At 41.9% G+C, this 16778-nt stretch carries 14 protein-coding genes and 2 pseudogenes; 8 read left to right on the forward strand and 8 right to left on the reverse strand.

All coding sequences use genetic code 11. From position 1 onward, the window contains the following. The 5 genes and pseudogenes from V7K21_RS17615 to V7K21_RS17635 form a co-directional block, all read right to left on the reverse strand. Window positions 1–229: pseudogene (locus tag V7K21_RS17615) on the reverse strand (hypothetical protein); the annotation flags it as partial. A 345-nt stretch (window positions 230–574) separates the two neighbouring features. Beyond that, on the reverse strand, window positions 575–1627 hold the full coding sequence (lpxD, locus tag V7K21_RS17620; RefSeq protein ID WP_335176371.1) for a UDP-3-O-(3-hydroxymyristoyl)glucosamine N-acyltransferase: 1053 nt from the start codon (window positions 1625–1627) through the stop codon (window positions 575–577). 60 nt (window positions 1628–1687) lie between these two features. Next, entirely contained in the window at window positions 1688–2923 is a 1236-nt protein-coding gene (locus V7K21_RS17625; RefSeq protein WP_335176372.1) for an NAD(P)/FAD-dependent oxidoreductase, read from the reverse strand. Window positions 2924–2972: 49 nt separating this feature from the next. Further along, the gene (rd, locus tag V7K21_RS17630; RefSeq protein WP_335176374.1) at window positions 2973–3137 is read right to left on the reverse strand and encodes a rubredoxin; all 165 of its coding nucleotides are present in this window, start codon (window positions 3135–3137) and stop codon (window positions 2973–2975) included. 181 nt (window positions 3138–3318) lie between these two features. Further along, entirely contained in the window at window positions 3319–3513 is a 195-nt protein-coding gene (locus V7K21_RS17635; RefSeq protein ID WP_335070295.1) for a hypothetical protein, read from the reverse strand. 420 nt (window positions 3514–3933) lie between these two features. Here V7K21_RS17635 and V7K21_RS17640 point away from each other — a divergent pair, with 420 nt between their 5' ends. Next, the gene (locus V7K21_RS17640) at window positions 3934–4491 is read left to right on the forward strand and encodes an SRPBCC family protein (protein WP_335176376.1); all 558 of its coding nucleotides are present in this window, start codon (window positions 3934–3936) and stop codon (window positions 4489–4491) included. Window positions 4492–4568: 77 nt separating this feature from the next. Here the strand turns inward: V7K21_RS17640 and clpB are convergent, their stop codons facing one another. Beyond that, window positions 4569–7187: an ATP-dependent chaperone ClpB gene (gene clpB / locus V7K21_RS17645; RefSeq protein ID WP_335176378.1), complete on the reverse strand. Its 2619-nt coding sequence runs from the start codon at window positions 7185–7187 to the stop codon at window positions 4569–4571. 711 nt (window positions 7188–7898) lie between these two features. On the opposite strand from clpB, the gene V7K21_RS17650 reads away from it, so the two are divergent. The 6 genes from V7K21_RS17650 to V7K21_RS17675 all read left to right on the forward strand — a co-directional run bounded on the left by V7K21_RS17650 (window position 7899) and on the right by V7K21_RS17675 (window position 14413). Further along, window positions 7899–8153, forward strand: a complete 255-nt coding sequence (locus V7K21_RS17650; protein WP_335176448.1) for a TIGR02450 family Trp-rich protein — start codon at window positions 7899–7901, stop codon at window positions 8151–8153. A gap of 740 nt (window positions 8154–8893) precedes the next feature. Further along, window positions 8894–9760 carry a ferredoxin:protochlorophyllide reductase (ATP-dependent) iron-sulfur ATP-binding protein gene (bchL, locus tag V7K21_RS17655; protein WP_012410753.1) on the forward strand — a complete coding sequence of 289 codons (867 nt, stop codon included), beginning with the start codon at window positions 8894–8896 and terminating at the stop codon, window positions 9758–9760. A gap of 32 nt (window positions 9761–9792) precedes the next feature. Continuing rightward, window positions 9793–10581, forward strand: a complete 789-nt coding sequence (locus V7K21_RS17660) for a DUF5331 domain-containing protein (protein ID WP_335176380.1) — start codon at window positions 9793–9795, stop codon at window positions 10579–10581. Between the two features lie 176 nt (window positions 10582–10757). Then, window positions 10758–12161: a ferredoxin:protochlorophyllide reductase (ATP-dependent) subunit N gene (locus V7K21_RS17665; protein ID WP_322672299.1), complete on the forward strand. Its 1404-nt coding sequence runs from the start codon at window positions 10758–10760 to the stop codon at window positions 12159–12161. A gap of 156 nt (window positions 12162–12317) precedes the next feature. Next, the gene (locus V7K21_RS17670; RefSeq protein WP_335176382.1) at window positions 12318–13448 is read left to right on the forward strand and encodes a hypothetical protein; all 1131 of its coding nucleotides are present in this window, start codon (window positions 12318–12320) and stop codon (window positions 13446–13448) included. Window positions 13449–13786: 338 nt separating this feature from the next. Next, the gene (locus tag V7K21_RS17675) at window positions 13787–14413 is read left to right on the forward strand and encodes a retropepsin-like domain-containing protein (RefSeq protein WP_335176383.1); all 627 of its coding nucleotides are present in this window, start codon (window positions 13787–13789) and stop codon (window positions 14411–14413) included. Window positions 14414–14417: 4 nt separating this feature from the next. Here V7K21_RS17675 and V7K21_RS17680 read toward each other — a convergent pair whose 3' ends face one another. Beyond that, a complete protein-coding gene (locus V7K21_RS17680; RefSeq protein ID WP_335176385.1) occupies window positions 14418–15302 on the reverse strand; it encodes a LysR family transcriptional regulator in 885 nt (294 codons plus the stop codon). A gap of 103 nt (window positions 15303–15405) precedes the next feature. Here V7K21_RS17680 and V7K21_RS17685 point away from each other — a divergent pair, with 103 nt between their 5' ends. Beyond that, window positions 15406–16224 carry a methyltransferase domain-containing protein gene (locus V7K21_RS17685; RefSeq protein WP_335176387.1) on the forward strand — a complete coding sequence of 273 codons (819 nt, stop codon included), beginning with the start codon at window positions 15406–15408 and terminating at the stop codon, window positions 16222–16224. Between the two features lie 62 nt (window positions 16225–16286). Here the strand turns inward: V7K21_RS17685 and V7K21_RS17690 are convergent. Further along, window positions 16287–16622, reverse strand: a pseudogene (locus V7K21_RS17690) (transporter substrate-binding domain-containing protein); the annotation flags it as partial. Window positions 16623–16778 lie beyond the last annotated feature (156 nt).

Below are 16778 nucleotides of genomic sequence, written 5' to 3' on the forward strand. Positions count from 1 at the left end.
GCTCAACTTCCGAGTTCAAAGGCTCAACTTCCAAGTTCAAAGGCTCAACTTCCGAGTTCAAAGGCTCAACTTCCGAGTTCAAAGGCTCAACTTCCAAGTTCAAAGGCTCAACTTCCGAGTTCAAAGGCTCAACTTCCGAGTTCAAAGGCTCAACTTCCGAGTTCAAAGGCTCAACTTCCGAGTTCAAAGGCTTAACTTCCGAGTTCAAAGGCTTAACTTCCGAGTTCAAAGGCTTAACTTCCGAGTTCAGAGGCTCAACTTCCGAGTTCTAAGCTTGAATGTTGCTGTTTTTGTTTATTTTGTTCAAAAATCAAATCGGATTCCTGTAGCTTGTTGCTACTATTCAGTAGTTGAATTCAAGGCAAAAATTAATGATTTTGGTAAATTAATATGAGGATGTAGGCAATTATCTAAGTTGATGTGTAGGCAATGTTTGCGATGGGCTACGCCTACACAGTTTTAATTTCATCTTTCTCTCAAATCAAGTGCGAGAAGGCAAAAGTAAAAAGGCAAAACAGAACTTATTAAGTCTTTCTTCTCTTTTTACTTTTATCTTTTCACTTACTGACTCCTATTAATCATTGCTATTTTTTAATTTACGTTGCAATTGTTTTAACGATTGATACATATCTGGCAGGCGACCATAAACAGCACATACCTTGAGATATACTTTGTAAGGAAGAGCTGGAGTTCCACAGACAATTTCTCCTGGTGCAACATCGTTGTGAATTCCAGTTTGAGCAGATGTCATTGCCCCATCTCCCATCTTCACTTGATTGACTATTCCTGTTTGTCCAGCTAAAATAACGCGATTTCCCAGTTGAACACCTCCTGCCATGCCAACCTGACCTGCGATCGCACAGCCAGAACCAATTTTGCAACCGTGACCTATTTGCACTAAACTATCAATTACTGTATTGCGACCTACCCGTGTTTCTCCGACAGATGGGCGGTCAATGCCACTGTTGCAGCCAACTTCTACGCCATCTTCTAAAACTGTATAGCCGGATTGTTCCATTTTGAACCAACCAGTCCGGGTAGGAACAAAACCAAAACCTTCTGCACCGATGACAGCACCACTGTGAATGACGCAATCTGCACCGATGTGGGTGCGTTCGTGGATGGTGCAATTGGCGTGTAAGGTGGTGCGATCACCTATTTTAACATCTGGATAAATCACCACATTCGGATGAATCATTGCGCCATTGCCAATTTCTACCCCTTGTTGAATCACAGCATGGGGGCCAATGTAAACATCGCTACCAACTTTTGCGGTGGAGTGAATCACAGCGGTGGGATGAATTTCTGGGACGGGGCGATATGGTTGGTAAAAAAGGGCGATCGCTTTGGCAAATAATAATCGCGGATCTGGGGTCGCTAGCCAGACAATACCTCTCTCCTGTGCAAGCGCCTGTAATTTTTCGTCCTGGGGCAAAATTAAAGCACTAGCATTAGTCTTGCCGATAAAAGACCCAAATTTTGCACCTTCTACGTAGCTGAGAGTACCGTTGCTAGCTTCATCAATGGCTGCTACCCCTGTAATTTCTGGGTCATGGTCTGGGTTGCTAGTTAGGCTATGATTGGTGGGCGCATCACCAAATTGGCGGAGGATTTCGCTGAATTTCATTGTTGGGTGTGTTCAAAATTTATCTACAAAGGATGGTAGCTTTATTTTTGCCGCTTTGTACTAGTTGCTAGTCGCCATTGCTACCCCTGCTAAATACCCAGTTGTCCAAGCACTTTGGAAGTTAAACCCACCGGTGACGCCATCAATATCTAAGATTTCTCCGGCAAAATAAAGACCAGGAACTAACCTACTTTCCATCGTCTTGAAGTTGACTTCTTTGAGGAGGACGCCGCCACAGGTAACAAATTCTTCTTTGAAGGCTCCTTTACCGTTAGTTAAGTATTGTCCCTGAGTAAGTTCTTGCACTAGTTGATTTAAGGTTTTACTAGATATTTCTGCCCAACGATCTTCTGTGGTAATCCCTGCACGGGCGATGATATATTGCCAGAGACGATGGGGTAGATCAACGCCGCGATGCAATGCGATCGCTTTCTTTCCCCATTCATCCTTAACTGCTAAAACTTTTTCTCGCACTTGTTCTTGGCGCAAATGGGGCAGCCAATTAATCAATAATCTGGCTTGGTAGCGGCTTTCGTGCAGAACTCTTGCACCCCAAGCAGAAAGCTTCAAAACTGCGGGGCCACTCAAACCCCAGTGGGTAATTAGTAATGGCCCAGTTTGTTGTAATTGGGATTTTCCGCCCACAGATAACCGCAATTGGGCAGGGTTAACGCTAACTCCAGCTAACTCCCTCAACTTTTGATCGACAATGTTGAAGGTAAATAACGAGGGTACTGGCGCTTCAATTTGATGACCTAACTCTCGGACAATTTTATAACCCGCAAGGCTGCTGCCGGTCGCAAGAAGTAGGCGATCGCATTTTATCGGATCTCCCGACTTCACAAAAACATCAAACCCCCCATCTGTGGAAGTTCTCACCGAAGTTACAGGTGTACCGATACGGAGTTTTACCCCAGATGTTGCCATCGCTTTAATCAGACATTCCACAATAGTTTCTGAAGTATTGGTGACAGGAAACATCCGGCCATCAGCTTCAGTTTTTAGATAGACTCCACTAGCAGCAAACCAAGCTACTGTATCTTGAGGGCCAAAACGAGTCAAAGCACCTCGTAAAGCTTTTGCGCCTCTGGGGTAATTTTGGACTAACTCCTCAGGGTCAAAGCAAGCGTGAGTGACGTTGCAGCGGCCGCCACCAGAAATTAGCACTTTCGCTAGAGGTTGGCGACTGGCTTCGAGTAAAGTAACTTCGGCATCAGGATTGGCTTTAGCACAAGCGATCGCGCCAAAAAATCCCGCTGCCCCACCCCCAATAATTACGATTCGTAACGGTAGCAAGTTCTAAAATTTCTCTATAGCACGTACTTTACTAGGCTAGCCGTTATTTTCACTCTTCAACTAGTTCAAATTGGTCTTTTGTGACACCGCAAACTGGACATGACCAATCATCTGGTATATTTTCAAAGGCTGTTCCCGGTGCTATGTAGCTATCTGGATCGCCTTGTTCTGGGTCATATTCATAGGCGCAAACAGTACATATATACTTTGCCATGTTCGTTTCCCCTAGTAAATTGTTGGCCTTGCTTCCCTATTAAATCCTTTTGGCAGTGTGTCAAAATAGGCACGCCACAATTCTTAAGAGCAGATTAGGGCATGAAAATCATTAAATAAAGGCGTGTACCCTTGGGGGGAAATTTCCGAGATTATCCCAGCTATCCTCAAAAGAAATCAGATTAAATACGCCACCATCTCCTTTGGGCGTAACTGATAATGGCGATCACGATCGCCCCTAGTAGTAGTAGCCAAATAATTCCACCTGGAATAAAAGTGAGAATACCAAAGCCTCTTAGTACCCAGACAGCTACACTAATGCCAAGAAGAATACCAAAAATCTGGATTAATCTACGATTTAAAGAAGATTGACTCACTTAGTTTTCCTCTCAACTCAACAGAGATTACACTTGATATTGACAAGAAGATATGAACTTACGATGATTTTGCAGTTTCATCAGAAATAACACGTAAAAATAGAGAGATACTATCCAAACGCTGGGGTAAGCTGCTTGATATTAGGTTGTGTTTGTGCCATTCTAGCTGTTAACAACGCAGTTTTTCATCTCCAAATATTGCTCTGATAAAATTAACTTAAGTATTAATTGTGTTAATTGTGATAAGAACTACAGTTTTTACAGTAAAGTGACTGAAATAATTACTGAAAATTCACTATTTATGGAAAACATAGGCATTAAACTGGAACTAAAATTTAGTGGGTTGGATCTAAATCAAGTTTTATAGCTTGTAGTTTCAACTCCGTTAGGTGGATGAGTTGAGGAGTAACTAAAATCATTATGTCTGCATCTTCTTATATATCAGACTCAATTATTGCAGGTTCAGATATGGCTTGGAGTCAAGACAAGCAAAGGTTACTGGTACAAGGTGAAATTTTGGTAGAAACGCGATCGCACAAGATGTGGGGTGGCGCTGTCACAGCCTGGATGTATTTGCCGATGGTGCGATCGCAAGTTTGGCAGCAATTAACTGATTATCCCCGGTGGGTGCAATATTTTCCTGACATCACTAAAAGCGAAGTGATGTACAGAGGTGAAGTGAAACACCTGTATCAAGCAGCACAGAAAGCCTTTTTCTTTTTCACTGCTCAAGTTGAAATTTACCTCAACGTCATGGAAGTGCTGGGGCAGCAAATCCAATTTCGCATGGAAAAAGGGACTTTTGAGGACTTCCACGCCAATTTAGAATTAAAAGATTGTGGTGATGGCACAATACTTGCTTATACTGTGCAAGCTACACCTCTTATACCGATTCCATCAATTTTTATTCAACAAGCAATGAATTTAGAGTTGCCTGCAAATATGCGTAAAATGCGACAAGTGCTTTGTAAGAATTAGTAAAAGTAATGTCACAAAAAACGCAAAGACGCATTTATTTAACTTTGCGTCTTTGCGGGAGGTTATTACTTACTGAATTAGCTAGTAAATACCTCAACAGGTAGGCGACTAAAAGAAAGACGCTCATTTTGCACATCTACAAAAATAGTGTTGCCGTCGTTGAATTCGCCGCGCAAGATGGCTTTGGCAATTTGAGTTTCTAACTCCCGCTGAATCGCCCGCTTCAGTGGACGTGCCCCATATACGGGGTCATAGCCTACTTCTGCTAAAAAGTCAAGTGCTGCATCCGAGAGCTTGAGGGATATTTTGCGATCGCTCAGTCTTTGCCGCAATCTTTCCACTTGCAACAGCACAATTTGCCGCAATTCCTTCTTATCTAAACCGTGGAAGATGATGATTTCGTCAATGCGGTTCAGGAACTCTGGACGGAAGCTATTCCGCATCGCCTCCATGACTCGACGGCGCATTTCGTCGTAGTGGGCGTTATCTCCGGCGATATCAAGAATGTATTGCGAACCGATGTTGCTGGTCATGATGATAATAGCGTTCTTGAAGTCCACTTTATGACCTTGGGCATCAGTGACGCGACCATCATCGAGAATTTGCAAGAAGATATTGAAGACATCGGGGTGTGCTTTCTCGATTTCGTCGAAGAGAATCACTGAGTAAGGACGCCGCCGAATCGCTTCTGTAAGTTGTCCGCCTTCTTCATAACCTACATATCCTGGAGGCGCACCAATTAAGCGAGAAACGGCGTGTTTTTCCATATACTCAGACATATCGATTCGCACCAGCGCATCTTCGCTATCGAACATATACGCCGCCAGCGCTTTCGCCAACTCGGTTTTACCCACACCCGTAGGCCCAAGGAAAATAAAGCTAGCGATGGGACGATTCGGATCAGCCAGTCCAGCCCGCGATCGCTGAATTGCATCTGCTACCGCTGTGACTGCTTCTTCTTGTCCAACCACCCGGTGGTGAAGTTCATCTTCTAAATGCAGCAGTTTCTCTTTCTCTGATTCCACCAACTTGCTGAGCGGAATCCCTGTCCATTTAGAAATGATTTCGGCAATATCACCTTCTGTTACTTCTTCCCGTAATAGTGATTTACCACTTCTTTGAGTGTTTACCAATTCAGCTTCTACTGCTTCTAATTTGCGATTCAAATCGGGTAACTTCCCATATTCCAACGTCGAAGCCTTTTCAAGTTCGTAGTTACGTTTGGCCTGCTCAATTTCCTGGTTAACACGTTCAAGCTCTTTTTTAACTGACGAAATTTTGTCAATGATATCTTTTTCAGATTGCCATTGAGTATTCAGTGTTCTTTGTTCTTCTTTAAGATCGGCAATTTCTTTTTCCAGTCTTCCTAGACGTTCACGAGATGCTGGATCGCTTTCTTTTTGCAGAGACAACTGCTCCATTTGCAATTGCAGAATCTTGCGGTCGATTTCGTCGAGTTCTTCTGGTTTGGAGGTAATCTCCATTTTAAGTTTAGCAGCCGCTTCGTCTACTAAGTCAATAGCTTTGTCAGGTAAAAAGCGATCAGAAATATACCGACTGGACAATATAGCTGCTGCAACTAAAGCACTATCAGAAATCGTCACACTATGGTGGGTTTCATAACGTTCTCTCAACCCGCGCAAAATCGAAATACTATCTTCTACACTAGGCTGATCGACATAAACTTGTTGGAAGCGTCTTTCCAGTGCGGCATCTTTTTCGATATGTTTGCGGTATTCATCCAGAGTTGTCGCCCCAATACAGCGCAATTCGCCCCGCGCCAACATTGGTTTTAACAAGTTACTAGCATCCATCGCCCCTTGGGTTGCACCAGCGCCGACAACGGTGTGAATTTCATCAATAAATAAAACAATCTTGCCGCTAGATTCAGTAACTTCTTTTAATACTGCTTTCAAGCGTTCTTCAAATTCACCGCGGAATTTTGCCCCCGCAATCAAAGCACCCATATCTAAAGCGATTAGCTTGCAGTCTTTGAGGGATTGGGGTACATCACCTGCGATAATGCGCTGTGCTAATCCTTCGGCGATCGCAGTTTTACCAACACCCGGTTCACCAATTAGCACAGGGTTATTTTTGGTACGGCGAGATAGAATTTGCACAGTGCGGCGAATCTCATCATCTCGCCCAATCACTGGATCGAGTTGACCTTTACGCGCGGCTTCTGTAAGGTCACGCCCGTATTTTTCCAGTGCTTCGTATTTGCCTTCTGGATTTTGGTCGGTCACTTTTTGACTCCCACGAATTTGTTTAATAATATTTTTTAGTTTGCCTTCGTCTAGACCAAATTCTTGGAATAAAGCTTTGCCAAAGCGGTCATCTTTAGCGTAAGCCAGCAATAAAGGTTCAATAGAAATATATTCATCTTGAAACTCCTTGCGATATCCGTCTGCCCGATCTAACAGTGTATCCAAGCTTCGTCCCAAATAAACAGAACTGCTGCTACCGGATACTTTTGGCTGACGTTGGAAAAATTGTTCGGTGCGATCGCGCAGTTTTTGAAGGTTAACACCTGCCTTGGTGAGAATCCGAGTTGCTAGACCATCTTGTTCTAGCAGCGCTTTCATCAGGTGTTCACTTTCAATTTGCTGTTGTTGATATTGTTTAACAATATCCTGACTATGGATGATCGCTTCCCAGGCTTTTTCTGTAAATTGGTTAGGATTAGTAGGTTGCATAGGCTTTTTCAGGAATGTAAAGGCGCAGCAGCTTGTTGCAGCGAAAAGTGTATCGCGTCGTTTCCCGCCGTTAGCGCAGCGTTAGCGTTAGCAAAGCGGTAGTGTTAGCGACGTGGGAGCGTCGGAACGAGCGTCCGCAGGAGCGTCACTTTTCAAGACAGGCTACCACTAGAACACCAAGTAAAGAAAATTTCTGTTCTCATTTATAGATATTGTATGAACAGCAGAGCGATCGCCTAGATCGGTGTTCACGTCTTGTAAAAGTCGTATTTTCCCGTAGTCCCGATTTCCCATTTATTGTTGTGCTATATAACTACGGAAACAAACTCAAGCGAATCCATAATTGTCAGGCTGCCACTTTATAAGTACTGTTCATCTCCAAATATTCTATAGTGACTTTTCCAGAGGAAGTAATGCCTATAATCTTGCCAGATTGAGTATCAACCTGAAAATCGCTAGAAATTCTTTGCCCTAATGAAGTCGTAAGACAACGCCTTTTTAAGAAAAAGCGCAAAATTACCAACAACATCAACACGTGCTGGAGCCATATCAGATGGTTTTCGCTATGCGTCCAGCAAGATAGTGAGTTGCATTCTCATAAGTTTACCCGTAACGGCGATTTGGTGACATCTTAGCCGTAGGAGTGAGGCAGCAGGGGGCAGAAGAAGAATAACAATGCCCAATGTTCAATAACAAATGACTAAAAAACAAATGACTAAAAAACCTAAATTTCCTTACCTAGTTGGTTCTAAGTGGACAGCACAGCAAAAAGTAGACGGTTGGCGGCACTTCCAAGTTATCAACCGGAAAAATCAGGCTAAGTGGGTTTACGCCGAAATGGTTGCTGCTTGTGATCCTAAAGTCCGTTTCTGGATAAATGCCAAATTATTACAAGATAACTCCCAGTGGCAAGCGGGCTGGCAAACATTACAGGAAATCCAGGAATTTGAAACTGAGGTGTCCTAATTTGCCTCGTTCCTAGTCAGAGACTGGGAATGCCCATTAGTAGGCTGCCACCTCCTTCACTGGCGGCAGCAAATCAATAACATGTATTTCTAAGTATGAGCGATACATAATGTTTCAATCAGCACATATGAAAGATTTTAATAATCTTAGATAATATTTGGCAATTTAATAATTTTTTACAAAATCAGACTAACTTACTCTCAAGCAGCAATTAAAGGGTCTTGGCTACCGACTGAAAACTACCAAATTATCTGCGATACCTTTCCTGCGGAACGCTACGCGTAGCTTGCTTCCCCGTAGGGGTACGGTGAGCTACGCTAACGCAAATTGCAGTAGTATTTCCGGCATCGGTCTGCATATAGTTCTGTTTACCCTTGATGCTGCGCCCCAATCCCTGAAAACACCTTGTAATACCATCAGCTAATTCTATGAAAAGCATTCAAAAAAGCCAATTGAATATTTTTTATATTGTCACTATTTTTATAAAAGTAAGTAATAAAAACTATTTTTTAAGGTTTTTTAGAGCTATTTTAGGCTTTGAAAACAATTAAAATCCAAATAAGCAGAATTAAGCTCTAATTCATTGAAAAAGACCGTTTTACAAATTAAGAGCCACTTTCTTTTCTATGTAATTTGCACAATAATGACATTCACAGACGTCATGCATCGCCATCTCAGGACAGGTGAAGACAAATTTTTGAGCCACAAGTTTGACAAAAAGCTATAAGAGGCAAACAACAGTGAAACTAGCAGTCTACGGAAAAGGTGGTATCGGTAAATCCACAACTAGCTGTAACATATCAGTCGCCCTAGCTAAACGTGGCAAGAAAGTGCTGCAAATTGGCTGCGACCCCAAACATGACAGTACCTTTACCCTGACTGGGTTTTTGATTCCCACAATTATCGACACCCTCCAAGAAAAGGACTATCACTACGAAGATGTCTGGCCGGAAGATGTGATTTATAAAGGCTATGGCGGTGTTGATTGCGTAGAAGCTGGTGGACCACCTGCGGGTGCTGGATGCGGTGGCTACGTAGTTGGTGAAACCGTAAAATTACTTAAGGAACTTAACGCCTTTGATGAGTACGATGTAATTCTCTTTGACGTTCTGGGTGACGTAGTTTGCGGTGGTTTTGCAGCACCACTCAACTATGCAGATTACTGCTTGATTGTTACAGACAACGGCTTTGATGCTTTGTTTGCGGCTAATCGCATTGCTGCTTCAGTCCGTGAAAAAGCACGAACTCACCCACTGCGTCTAGCTGGGTTGATTGGCAATCGCACCTCCAAGCGCGACTTGATTGAAAAATATATAGAAGCTGTGCCAATGCCAGTTTTGGAAGTTTTACCTTTGATTGAAGATATCCGTGTTTCCCGTGTGAAGGGTAAGACTTTGTTTGAGATGGCAGAGCAAGATCCTTCCCTGGACTACGTTTGCGACTACTATCTCAACATCGCTGACCAAATTCTGGCGCGTCCCGAAGGTGTTGTACCTAACGACACACCAGATCGTGAGCTGTTCTCTTTGTTGTCTGATTTTTATCTAAATCCGGGTAAACCCCAGGTTCCTAATTCAGAAGAGGAACTAGACTTGATGATTGTATAAATCACCAAGTTCTCAGGATGGGGGACAATAATATGGCTTTCTTTCACAGCTTTACAGATTCAATAAAGCAAAAGTGGTTGCAATTTTTCCAGAATAATCGGGACTGGATTACCCTGCACATGGAAGTGGAATCAGTGTACACCCCTGATGGCGGGAAGCGACCACCTTCTTACCTCATCCTGGGAGTTCTTAACGCCCTAGAGCCAAAGCTAGCGCAGTTAATGTTGCCCTTTGCCAAACTTAATCCTGACGCCGATACCCTGATTGAGGTGCTGGATTTGCATTTTGACCCAGATTTTGCTCTTGGTAACCGCTTCCTCATTAACCCAGAACCGGAAAAATACGTAGAAGAAGCAGCAGTTGTCATTGAGAAAAAGCCCGAAGATGAAACATTGACACATTCTCATACAAACGGCATTGGGTCGGTGGCGGTAGTTCAAGAGTTGGTAATCCTGGATTCCGATGAGCAAAGCCTGGGAATCAGCGAGTTGGAGGAAACCGAAAATGGCTTTGGCGATATTTCCTTATCCAATGGACACGACTCAAAAGATGAGTCTCTCCAAACCTCTAATTTAGAAGCAGATGAGTTTGGGGAAATTAGCTTCGATACAACACCTGCAATCGAACTAAAGCTGGATGACGACCAGGCGCTTGAAGATAGTCCACTAGATGAAAATGCGTTTAAAGACGTGTTGTCAGATGTCTGGAGTGATGAAACAGCCTTGCAAAAGACTGAAGAAAGTAACGATTTTTTAGGGGAAGAACTGCCAGCAGGCGTTTTTGATGAATCAGAAATTGCCCGTCTCTTCCCCAATGCCTAATTATTGCCGTTCCTCGCAATTTTAAGTTTTAGATTCGGGGTTTTGGATTAGGAATTAGGGAAATTGTCGTCAGACAGAGGCTACTTTTGTTGTCCCAGTCTTCAATCTAAAATTGTCAATCTAAAATCTAAAATTGGTTGACCTGCCATTAAATATCAAGGGGAGAAAAAACCAAAATGACTGTCGCTCAACAACCAGAAGCTTTAAACTTTGAATGTGAAACTGGAAATTACCATACCTTTTGCCCAATTAGCTGCGTGGCGTGGTTATACCAAAAAATTGAAGATAGCTTCTTTTTGGTGATTGGGACAAAAACTTGTGGCTACTTCTTGCAAAACGCGATGGGGGTGATGATTTTTGCTGAACCCCGTTATGCAATGGCAGAGTTGGAAGAGGGCGATATTTCGGCACAACTGAATGATTATGAAGAGTTGAAGCGGTTGTGCTTGCAGATTAAACGCGATCGCAATCCTAGTGTAATTGTCTGGATTGGCACTTGCACCACCGAAATTATTAAAACAGATTTGGAAGGCTTGGCACCAAAACTGGAATCCGAAATCGGTATTCCCATCGTTGTAGCGCGGGCAAACGGTCTAGATTACGCCTTCACCCAAGGGGAAGACACCGTATTAGCAGCAATGGCTAACCGTTGTCCTGATAAGGCTCCTGTGGCGGAAACAGAGAAAAGTGAACGCAATGCGATCGCTAAATTGCTCAACTTCGGTAAGAAGAAAGAAGATGTCGCCCAAGATGAATCTGAGTACGTGGATCACCCACCATTGGTTCTCTTCGGCTCCCTTCCCGACCCCGTAGTTACTCAGTTAACCTTGGAACTGAAGAAACAAGGTATCAAAGTTTCCGGTTGGCTACCTGCGAAGCGCTTCACTGAACTGCCAGTACTAGAAGAAGGGTATTATGTCGCTGGTGTCAACCCCTTTCTTAGCCGTACTGCTACCACCTTAATGCGCCGCCGCAAGTGTAAACTCATTGGCGCACCCTTCCCCATTGGTCCCGATGGTACCCGCGCTTGGATTGAGAAAATCTGCTCGGTGTTCGGTATTACTCCCAAGGGTTTGGATGAACGGGAAGCACAAATTTGGGCAGGCTTGGAAGATTATGTGAAACTAATTCGCGGTAAGTCTGTATTCTTCATGGGTGATAACTTGCTGGAAATTTCCCAAGCAAGATTCTTAATCCGTTGCGGGATGACTGTTCACGAAATCGGCATTCCCTATATGGATAAGCGCTATCAAGCTGCTGAGTTGGCGCTATTAGAGAAAACTTGCCAGGAAATGAATTCACCTCTGCCAAGGATTGTAGAGAAGCCGGATAATTACAATCAACTTCAACGGATTTATGAGTTGAAACCAGACTTGGTAATTACTGGTATGGCTCACGCTAATCCGTTGGAAGCACGCGGTATTAATACTAAGTGGTCTGTGGAGTTCACTTTTGCTCAAATTCACGGCTTTACAAATGCGCGTGACATATTAGAGTTGGTGACTCGTCCGTTGCGTCGGAATAATAATTTGAAAGATTTGGGTTGGGATAAGTTGGTGAGAGAAGAAGCAAAGATTTAGATTTGGGTTTGGATTGAGCAACAGCATAATTTAGGGCGAGCTTTCGGGTTCGCCTTTTTTTTATCTCACGCAGAGGCTCGGAGAAGAGGATGAAAGTTATGTTAGATTTGTACACATTAATGTTTACTTTCACGTTTGAAACTTATAACTTTAATTATGGATAATTCAAAGTTCAGATCACATCCTAATATTCATAAATGTTTAATTTCATCACCAGCTAGATTCAATGGTGACTATGAAGATGATGAATTACTGATTGCATCAGCACATCCAAGTATGAGAAATCGAGCTTTATACAATACACAGAAAGATAATGAATATAATGAAAGTCAAATGAGTAGATATTACTATGTTTGCATTTTTGATTTTCTACCTGAACCAGATCAACAAATAGTAATTCCTGATTATTCATTTATTGGTGACATTATATCTATTGCTCTTGCTGTTTATTATGGAAAAAGGTTTGATAATCATGGAATATTAGAAAGTTATGGAATTTTTTGGATGCCAAATTATGAACCAATATTTTCAATATCTAACGACCATGTTGGTATCACTAATCATTTACCCCGAAAAGACCTTGAAATTCCACTTGCATTTGATAAGTGTGAAGCAATAATCAAATTTATATTAACTCGCAATGCTCAATTTGAAAAATTACATAGATACTTCTTGGCTGCTGGCAAATTTTATCTTAATTCACTTCAAATAATGGATCAGGATATAGAAAAAGCATATCTTGATCTAATTACTTGTGGAGAAATCCTGTCAAATTTTTATGATTATACTGATAATGAATTATATGATGAAAAATTAAAAAAAATATTTATTAGATTAGCCTGTATGGGTGAAGAGAGTGATATTAAATATCTAAAAAGTAGATTATATCAAGTCAGGAAAAAATTTAATTTAACTCTCAAAAGTTTACTTAACGAAAATTTTTTTAGTAAAACAGAAAGTAATGATGAGAGTGTAAAACTTCAAGAAGAATGTATTGAAATAAATATAAAAGCAGCTTATGACATAAGAAGTAAGTATGTTCATACAGTCCAAAGTTTTAAACCATATATAGAACAAATGTATATAAGTATAAATGAAGTTGGTGTACCTGGTTTAGAACCTAATGTGGATGACAAAGATTTAAAAAAGGTTCTCAAGAGAATACCAACTTACATTGGTTTAGAAAGAATAATACGTTTTGCATTACTCAGATTTCTTCATACCAATGGCGTATATCTTCATAAAGACCTTGATGATGATAAAGACGCAAAGGGAGAGAGAACTTAATTCAGATGGAAGGCTGTAACTTTAAAGGTTTGAATGGAATGACATACATCAATTCTGCGCCTTCAGGTTTTACTTCTCCGTTTCCATAATTATCTCTTATTTGCTAAATACTCAGTACCACAATGTCTGGTAGCCAGTCGCGTCAATGCTGCAAAGCAAATACCTGCGCTTTACTCAGTATTCCCAAATTGAGTTGTAGTTTATGTAATAGTGATCGCTCTTTTTTAACCAGAGGATGTGAAGCAAAACAAAAGAGCGATCGCTTAAACGTGATATCCATCAAATAAAGTTACAAATAAGATGTGCAATACTCAATCTATTTATGAGTTGCAAAATCTATGAATAAAACACCCTCTCCCGATGAAAGTCAGCAAATGTTGAAGTGGCTAAACCAGAATCGCCAGATGTTATTAGATTTATATAAAAATCAATATATTGCTTACAATGCTAATGGCTTAATCGCTCACAGTGAAAACTTGCGTGAAGTTCTAGAATTAGCAGAAACGTCAAAGCAGATATTTTCAATTTACTTAGTTCCGCGCCGCACTGCTTCTATCCAAATTCTACCAATTCGTTTTCGTACAGTTGCTCGGCATGACTGGCAACCAAATTATCATGTAAAATTAAAGCATAGAAATATAGAAATATCTACAACGATGTTAGTAGACTCTGGTGCTGAATTAAGTTTAATTTCATTCAAAGTCGGTCAAGATTTAGGCTCCGCTTTGGCTGATGCTGAATCAACGTTATTAGCAGAAACCATCGGCGGAAGAGTTGAGTATGTTTTACGTAATGTTGAAATGACAATTGATGAACATAGTTTTATTGCTGCTGTGGCATGGTTACAAACTAATACAGGTGGAGAGCAATTACTTTTAGGAAGAGAAGTTGTATTTGATAAATTTAATATTGAGTTTAGGCAAGCTGATGAACGAATTATTTTTACATGGCGTGCAGACAACTAATTAATTAACCACAAATACTTCTGACAACTTGCAAAAATTCCCTTAGTACAGGTGTCATATCCTCTTGTTGCCACACTACAGCCGTTTCTACTAATGGTGTTTTCTCCTCTACAGCGCGATACACCACACCAACCCTCTGAAGATTTTGCAATGGAGACGGTGCGATCGCAATTCCCATTCCCGCTGAAACTAACCCAATAATTGTCTGCATCTGAATCGCTTCTTGAGTCACTTTTGGGCTGAAATTTCCTTGCTGACAAAGACTCACAATTTGGTCATAAAGTCCGGGCCCCAAATGCCGCGGGAACATGATGAAACTTTCATCCATAAGCGATCGCACTGAGATACACTCTTTTTCAGCTAAGGGATGAGTTTCCAACATAGCCACAATTAAAGCTTCTTGCTGAATGCACTCTTGATTGAGTGTGTTGTCTTCTAAGGGTGGATGGGCAAAACCTACATGGATGCGGCGATCCTGTAGCGCTTGCTCCTGCTGAGTTGTGGTTAATTCCTGCAAAATCAACTCTACTTCTGGAAACTGTTCTCGGAACTGTCGCAAAATCACAGGAAGCAAATCATAAGTTACCAAACTGGTAAACCCAATTCGTAGTAGTCCTTTTTCACCTCTTCCCGTTTTTTGGGTTAGCTCAATTGCTTTTTGGAGTTGAGCTAAAAGTTGATAAGCTTCTTGCAAAAAAACTTGCCCAGCTTCCGTTAACTGCACCTGTCGCTTGGTTTTACGCTGAAATAGTTCTACCCCCAATTGCGTCTCTAGTTGCTGAATTTGCTGGCTTAAAGGCGGTTGAGCAATGTGCAATCGCTCGGCGGCTCTACTGAAGTGCAGTTCTTCAGCTACAGCAATAAAGTAGCGCAGGTGTCGCAATTCCATTTTTTTTATATTTTATAAGTTTCAATTTGATATAAATATATATTGGACATCTGAAAACTACCTACTTATGATACTCATACAGATATCGTAGGGAGTCAGAGCGATGCCAGAGAAGTATACTCCAGGGTATTCAAGCAATGCGACGAATTTCATGGCAAATCGCAGTGTGGATACTCATGGTGCGTTTTTCACGCCTTATCTTCGTCCAGGGATGAAATTGTTAGATTGTGGCTGCGGGCCTGGGACGATCGCTTTGGGTTTAGCAAAAGTCATTGCCCCTGGTACGCTTACAGGTATTGACACAGAAGCGTCTCAAATTCGGATAGCTGCTGAGAGTGCTTTCACCCAAGGTGTCAGTAATGCTAATTTTCTGGAGGGAAATATTTATGCTTTATCCTTCCCAGATAACTCGTTTGATGCAATCTTCTCCCATGCGTTGTTTGAACACCTCCAAGAACCAGCGCAGGCGTTGCGGGAACTGTGGCGAGTTTTGAAACCGGGGGGAATTGTTGGGCTTCGTAGTCCTGACTGGGGCGGGTTTTTGATTGCGCCGTCTACACCAGAACTGGAAAAAGCATTTTCTTACTACAAGTGGCTCCAGCAGCAAAATTCTGGTAATCCTTACGTAGGTAGAGAGTTACGCGCCCTGCTGCGCCAAAGTGGGTTTACTAATATCCAAGCTTCGGCTTCTTATCAATGTTATGAGCCGCTGAGTGAGGCTACAGAATATTTGGCGCTGCTAATTGAGGCTTCTGCAAAGGTGGATCGAGCTGTACAGAAAGGTTGGACTAATGAGCGATGCCTGCGGCGGGCTACGCCTACGATTACAGCAATGAGTAGTGCTTTGCGAGAATGGAGTCAGCACCCAGATGGATTTTTTGCTCAAGCTTGGTGTGAAGTTGTGGGACAAAAGGTTTATTGATTACAAGGTGGTTTCATGAGGAAATTTGTAATTGGCGGTTTGTTAGCACTTTTGATTCCTGTGGGATACAAGGCTGAGGTGGGTTCGTCAAACAGCATAATTTTAGGTTGCATGGCTAAAGCACGAGCGATCGCGCGACAGACATCTACATCAATGCCGCTATATTTACCATCAGTTCCCACAAAGCTAAACCCTGGCACTTCACCACTGACACCGCAAATTAGCTGACCACGACTTTTAATACTATCCCAGCGATTTCTAGTTGCTGGTGCGGGTGGATTACTACCGGGAGTGCCGGGTGTACTTGCTGTTTGTCCTGAATTTTCACCACAAGCAGCGATCAAAAAGACTAGGGGTGCGATCGCTAGAATGAAAGCTGATTTACGCATAAACCTCATAATTACTAGACAATAAAAAATGTATTATTCACCACGATTATTTAATGAAAACAATTTGTTGCTTGTAATATTAAACTTTACCAGTCTCTGTGCTATATTTATTCGCTTTTAAAAGCGTTCTTTGAAGATTTTACTTATGTTTTCAAAAGCCTCAGA

The sequence above is a fragment of the Nostoc sp. genome (assembly GCF_036919595.1).
In the GTDB taxonomy this organism is placed as follows: Bacteria; Cyanobacteriota; Cyanobacteriia; order Cyanobacteriales; family Nostocaceae; genus Nostoc.

What these genes read in the sequence shown, in the direction of transcription:
- lpxD (WP_335176371.1), bottom strand. Translation starts at nt 1,627, where the DNA reads ATGAAATTCAGCGAAATCCTCCGCCAATTTGGTGATGCGCCCACCAAT.
- rd (WP_335176374.1), bottom strand. Translation starts at nt 3,137, where the DNA reads ATGGCAAAGTATATATGTACTGTTTGCGCCTATGAATATGACCCAGAA.
- V7K21_RS17640 (WP_335176376.1), top strand. Translation starts at nt 3,934, where the DNA reads ATGTCTGCATCTTCTTATATATCAGACTCAATTATTGCAGGTTCAGAT.
- clpB (WP_335176378.1), bottom strand. Translation starts at nt 7,187, where the DNA reads ATGCAACCTACTAATCCTAACCAATTTACAGAAAAAGCCTGGGAAGCG.
- V7K21_RS17650 (WP_335176448.1), top strand. Translation starts at nt 7,899, where the DNA reads ATGACTAAAAAACCTAAATTTCCTTACCTAGTTGGTTCTAAGTGGACA.
- V7K21_RS17660 (WP_335176380.1), top strand. Translation starts at nt 9,793, where the DNA reads ATGGCTTTCTTTCACAGCTTTACAGATTCAATAAAGCAAAAGTGGTTG.
- V7K21_RS17665 (WP_322672299.1), top strand. Translation starts at nt 10,758, where the DNA reads ATGACTGTCGCTCAACAACCAGAAGCTTTAAACTTTGAATGTGAAACT.
- V7K21_RS17670 (WP_335176382.1), top strand. Translation starts at nt 12,318, where the DNA reads ATGGATAATTCAAAGTTCAGATCACATCCTAATATTCATAAATGTTTA.
- V7K21_RS17675 (WP_335176383.1), top strand. Translation starts at nt 13,787, where the DNA reads ATGAATAAAACACCCTCTCCCGATGAAAGTCAGCAAATGTTGAAGTGG.
- V7K21_RS17680 (WP_335176385.1), bottom strand. Translation starts at nt 15,302, where the DNA reads ATGGAATTGCGACACCTGCGCTACTTTATTGCTGTAGCTGAAGAACTG.
- V7K21_RS17685 (WP_335176387.1), top strand. Translation starts at nt 15,406, where the DNA reads ATGCCAGAGAAGTATACTCCAGGGTATTCAAGCAATGCGACGAATTTC.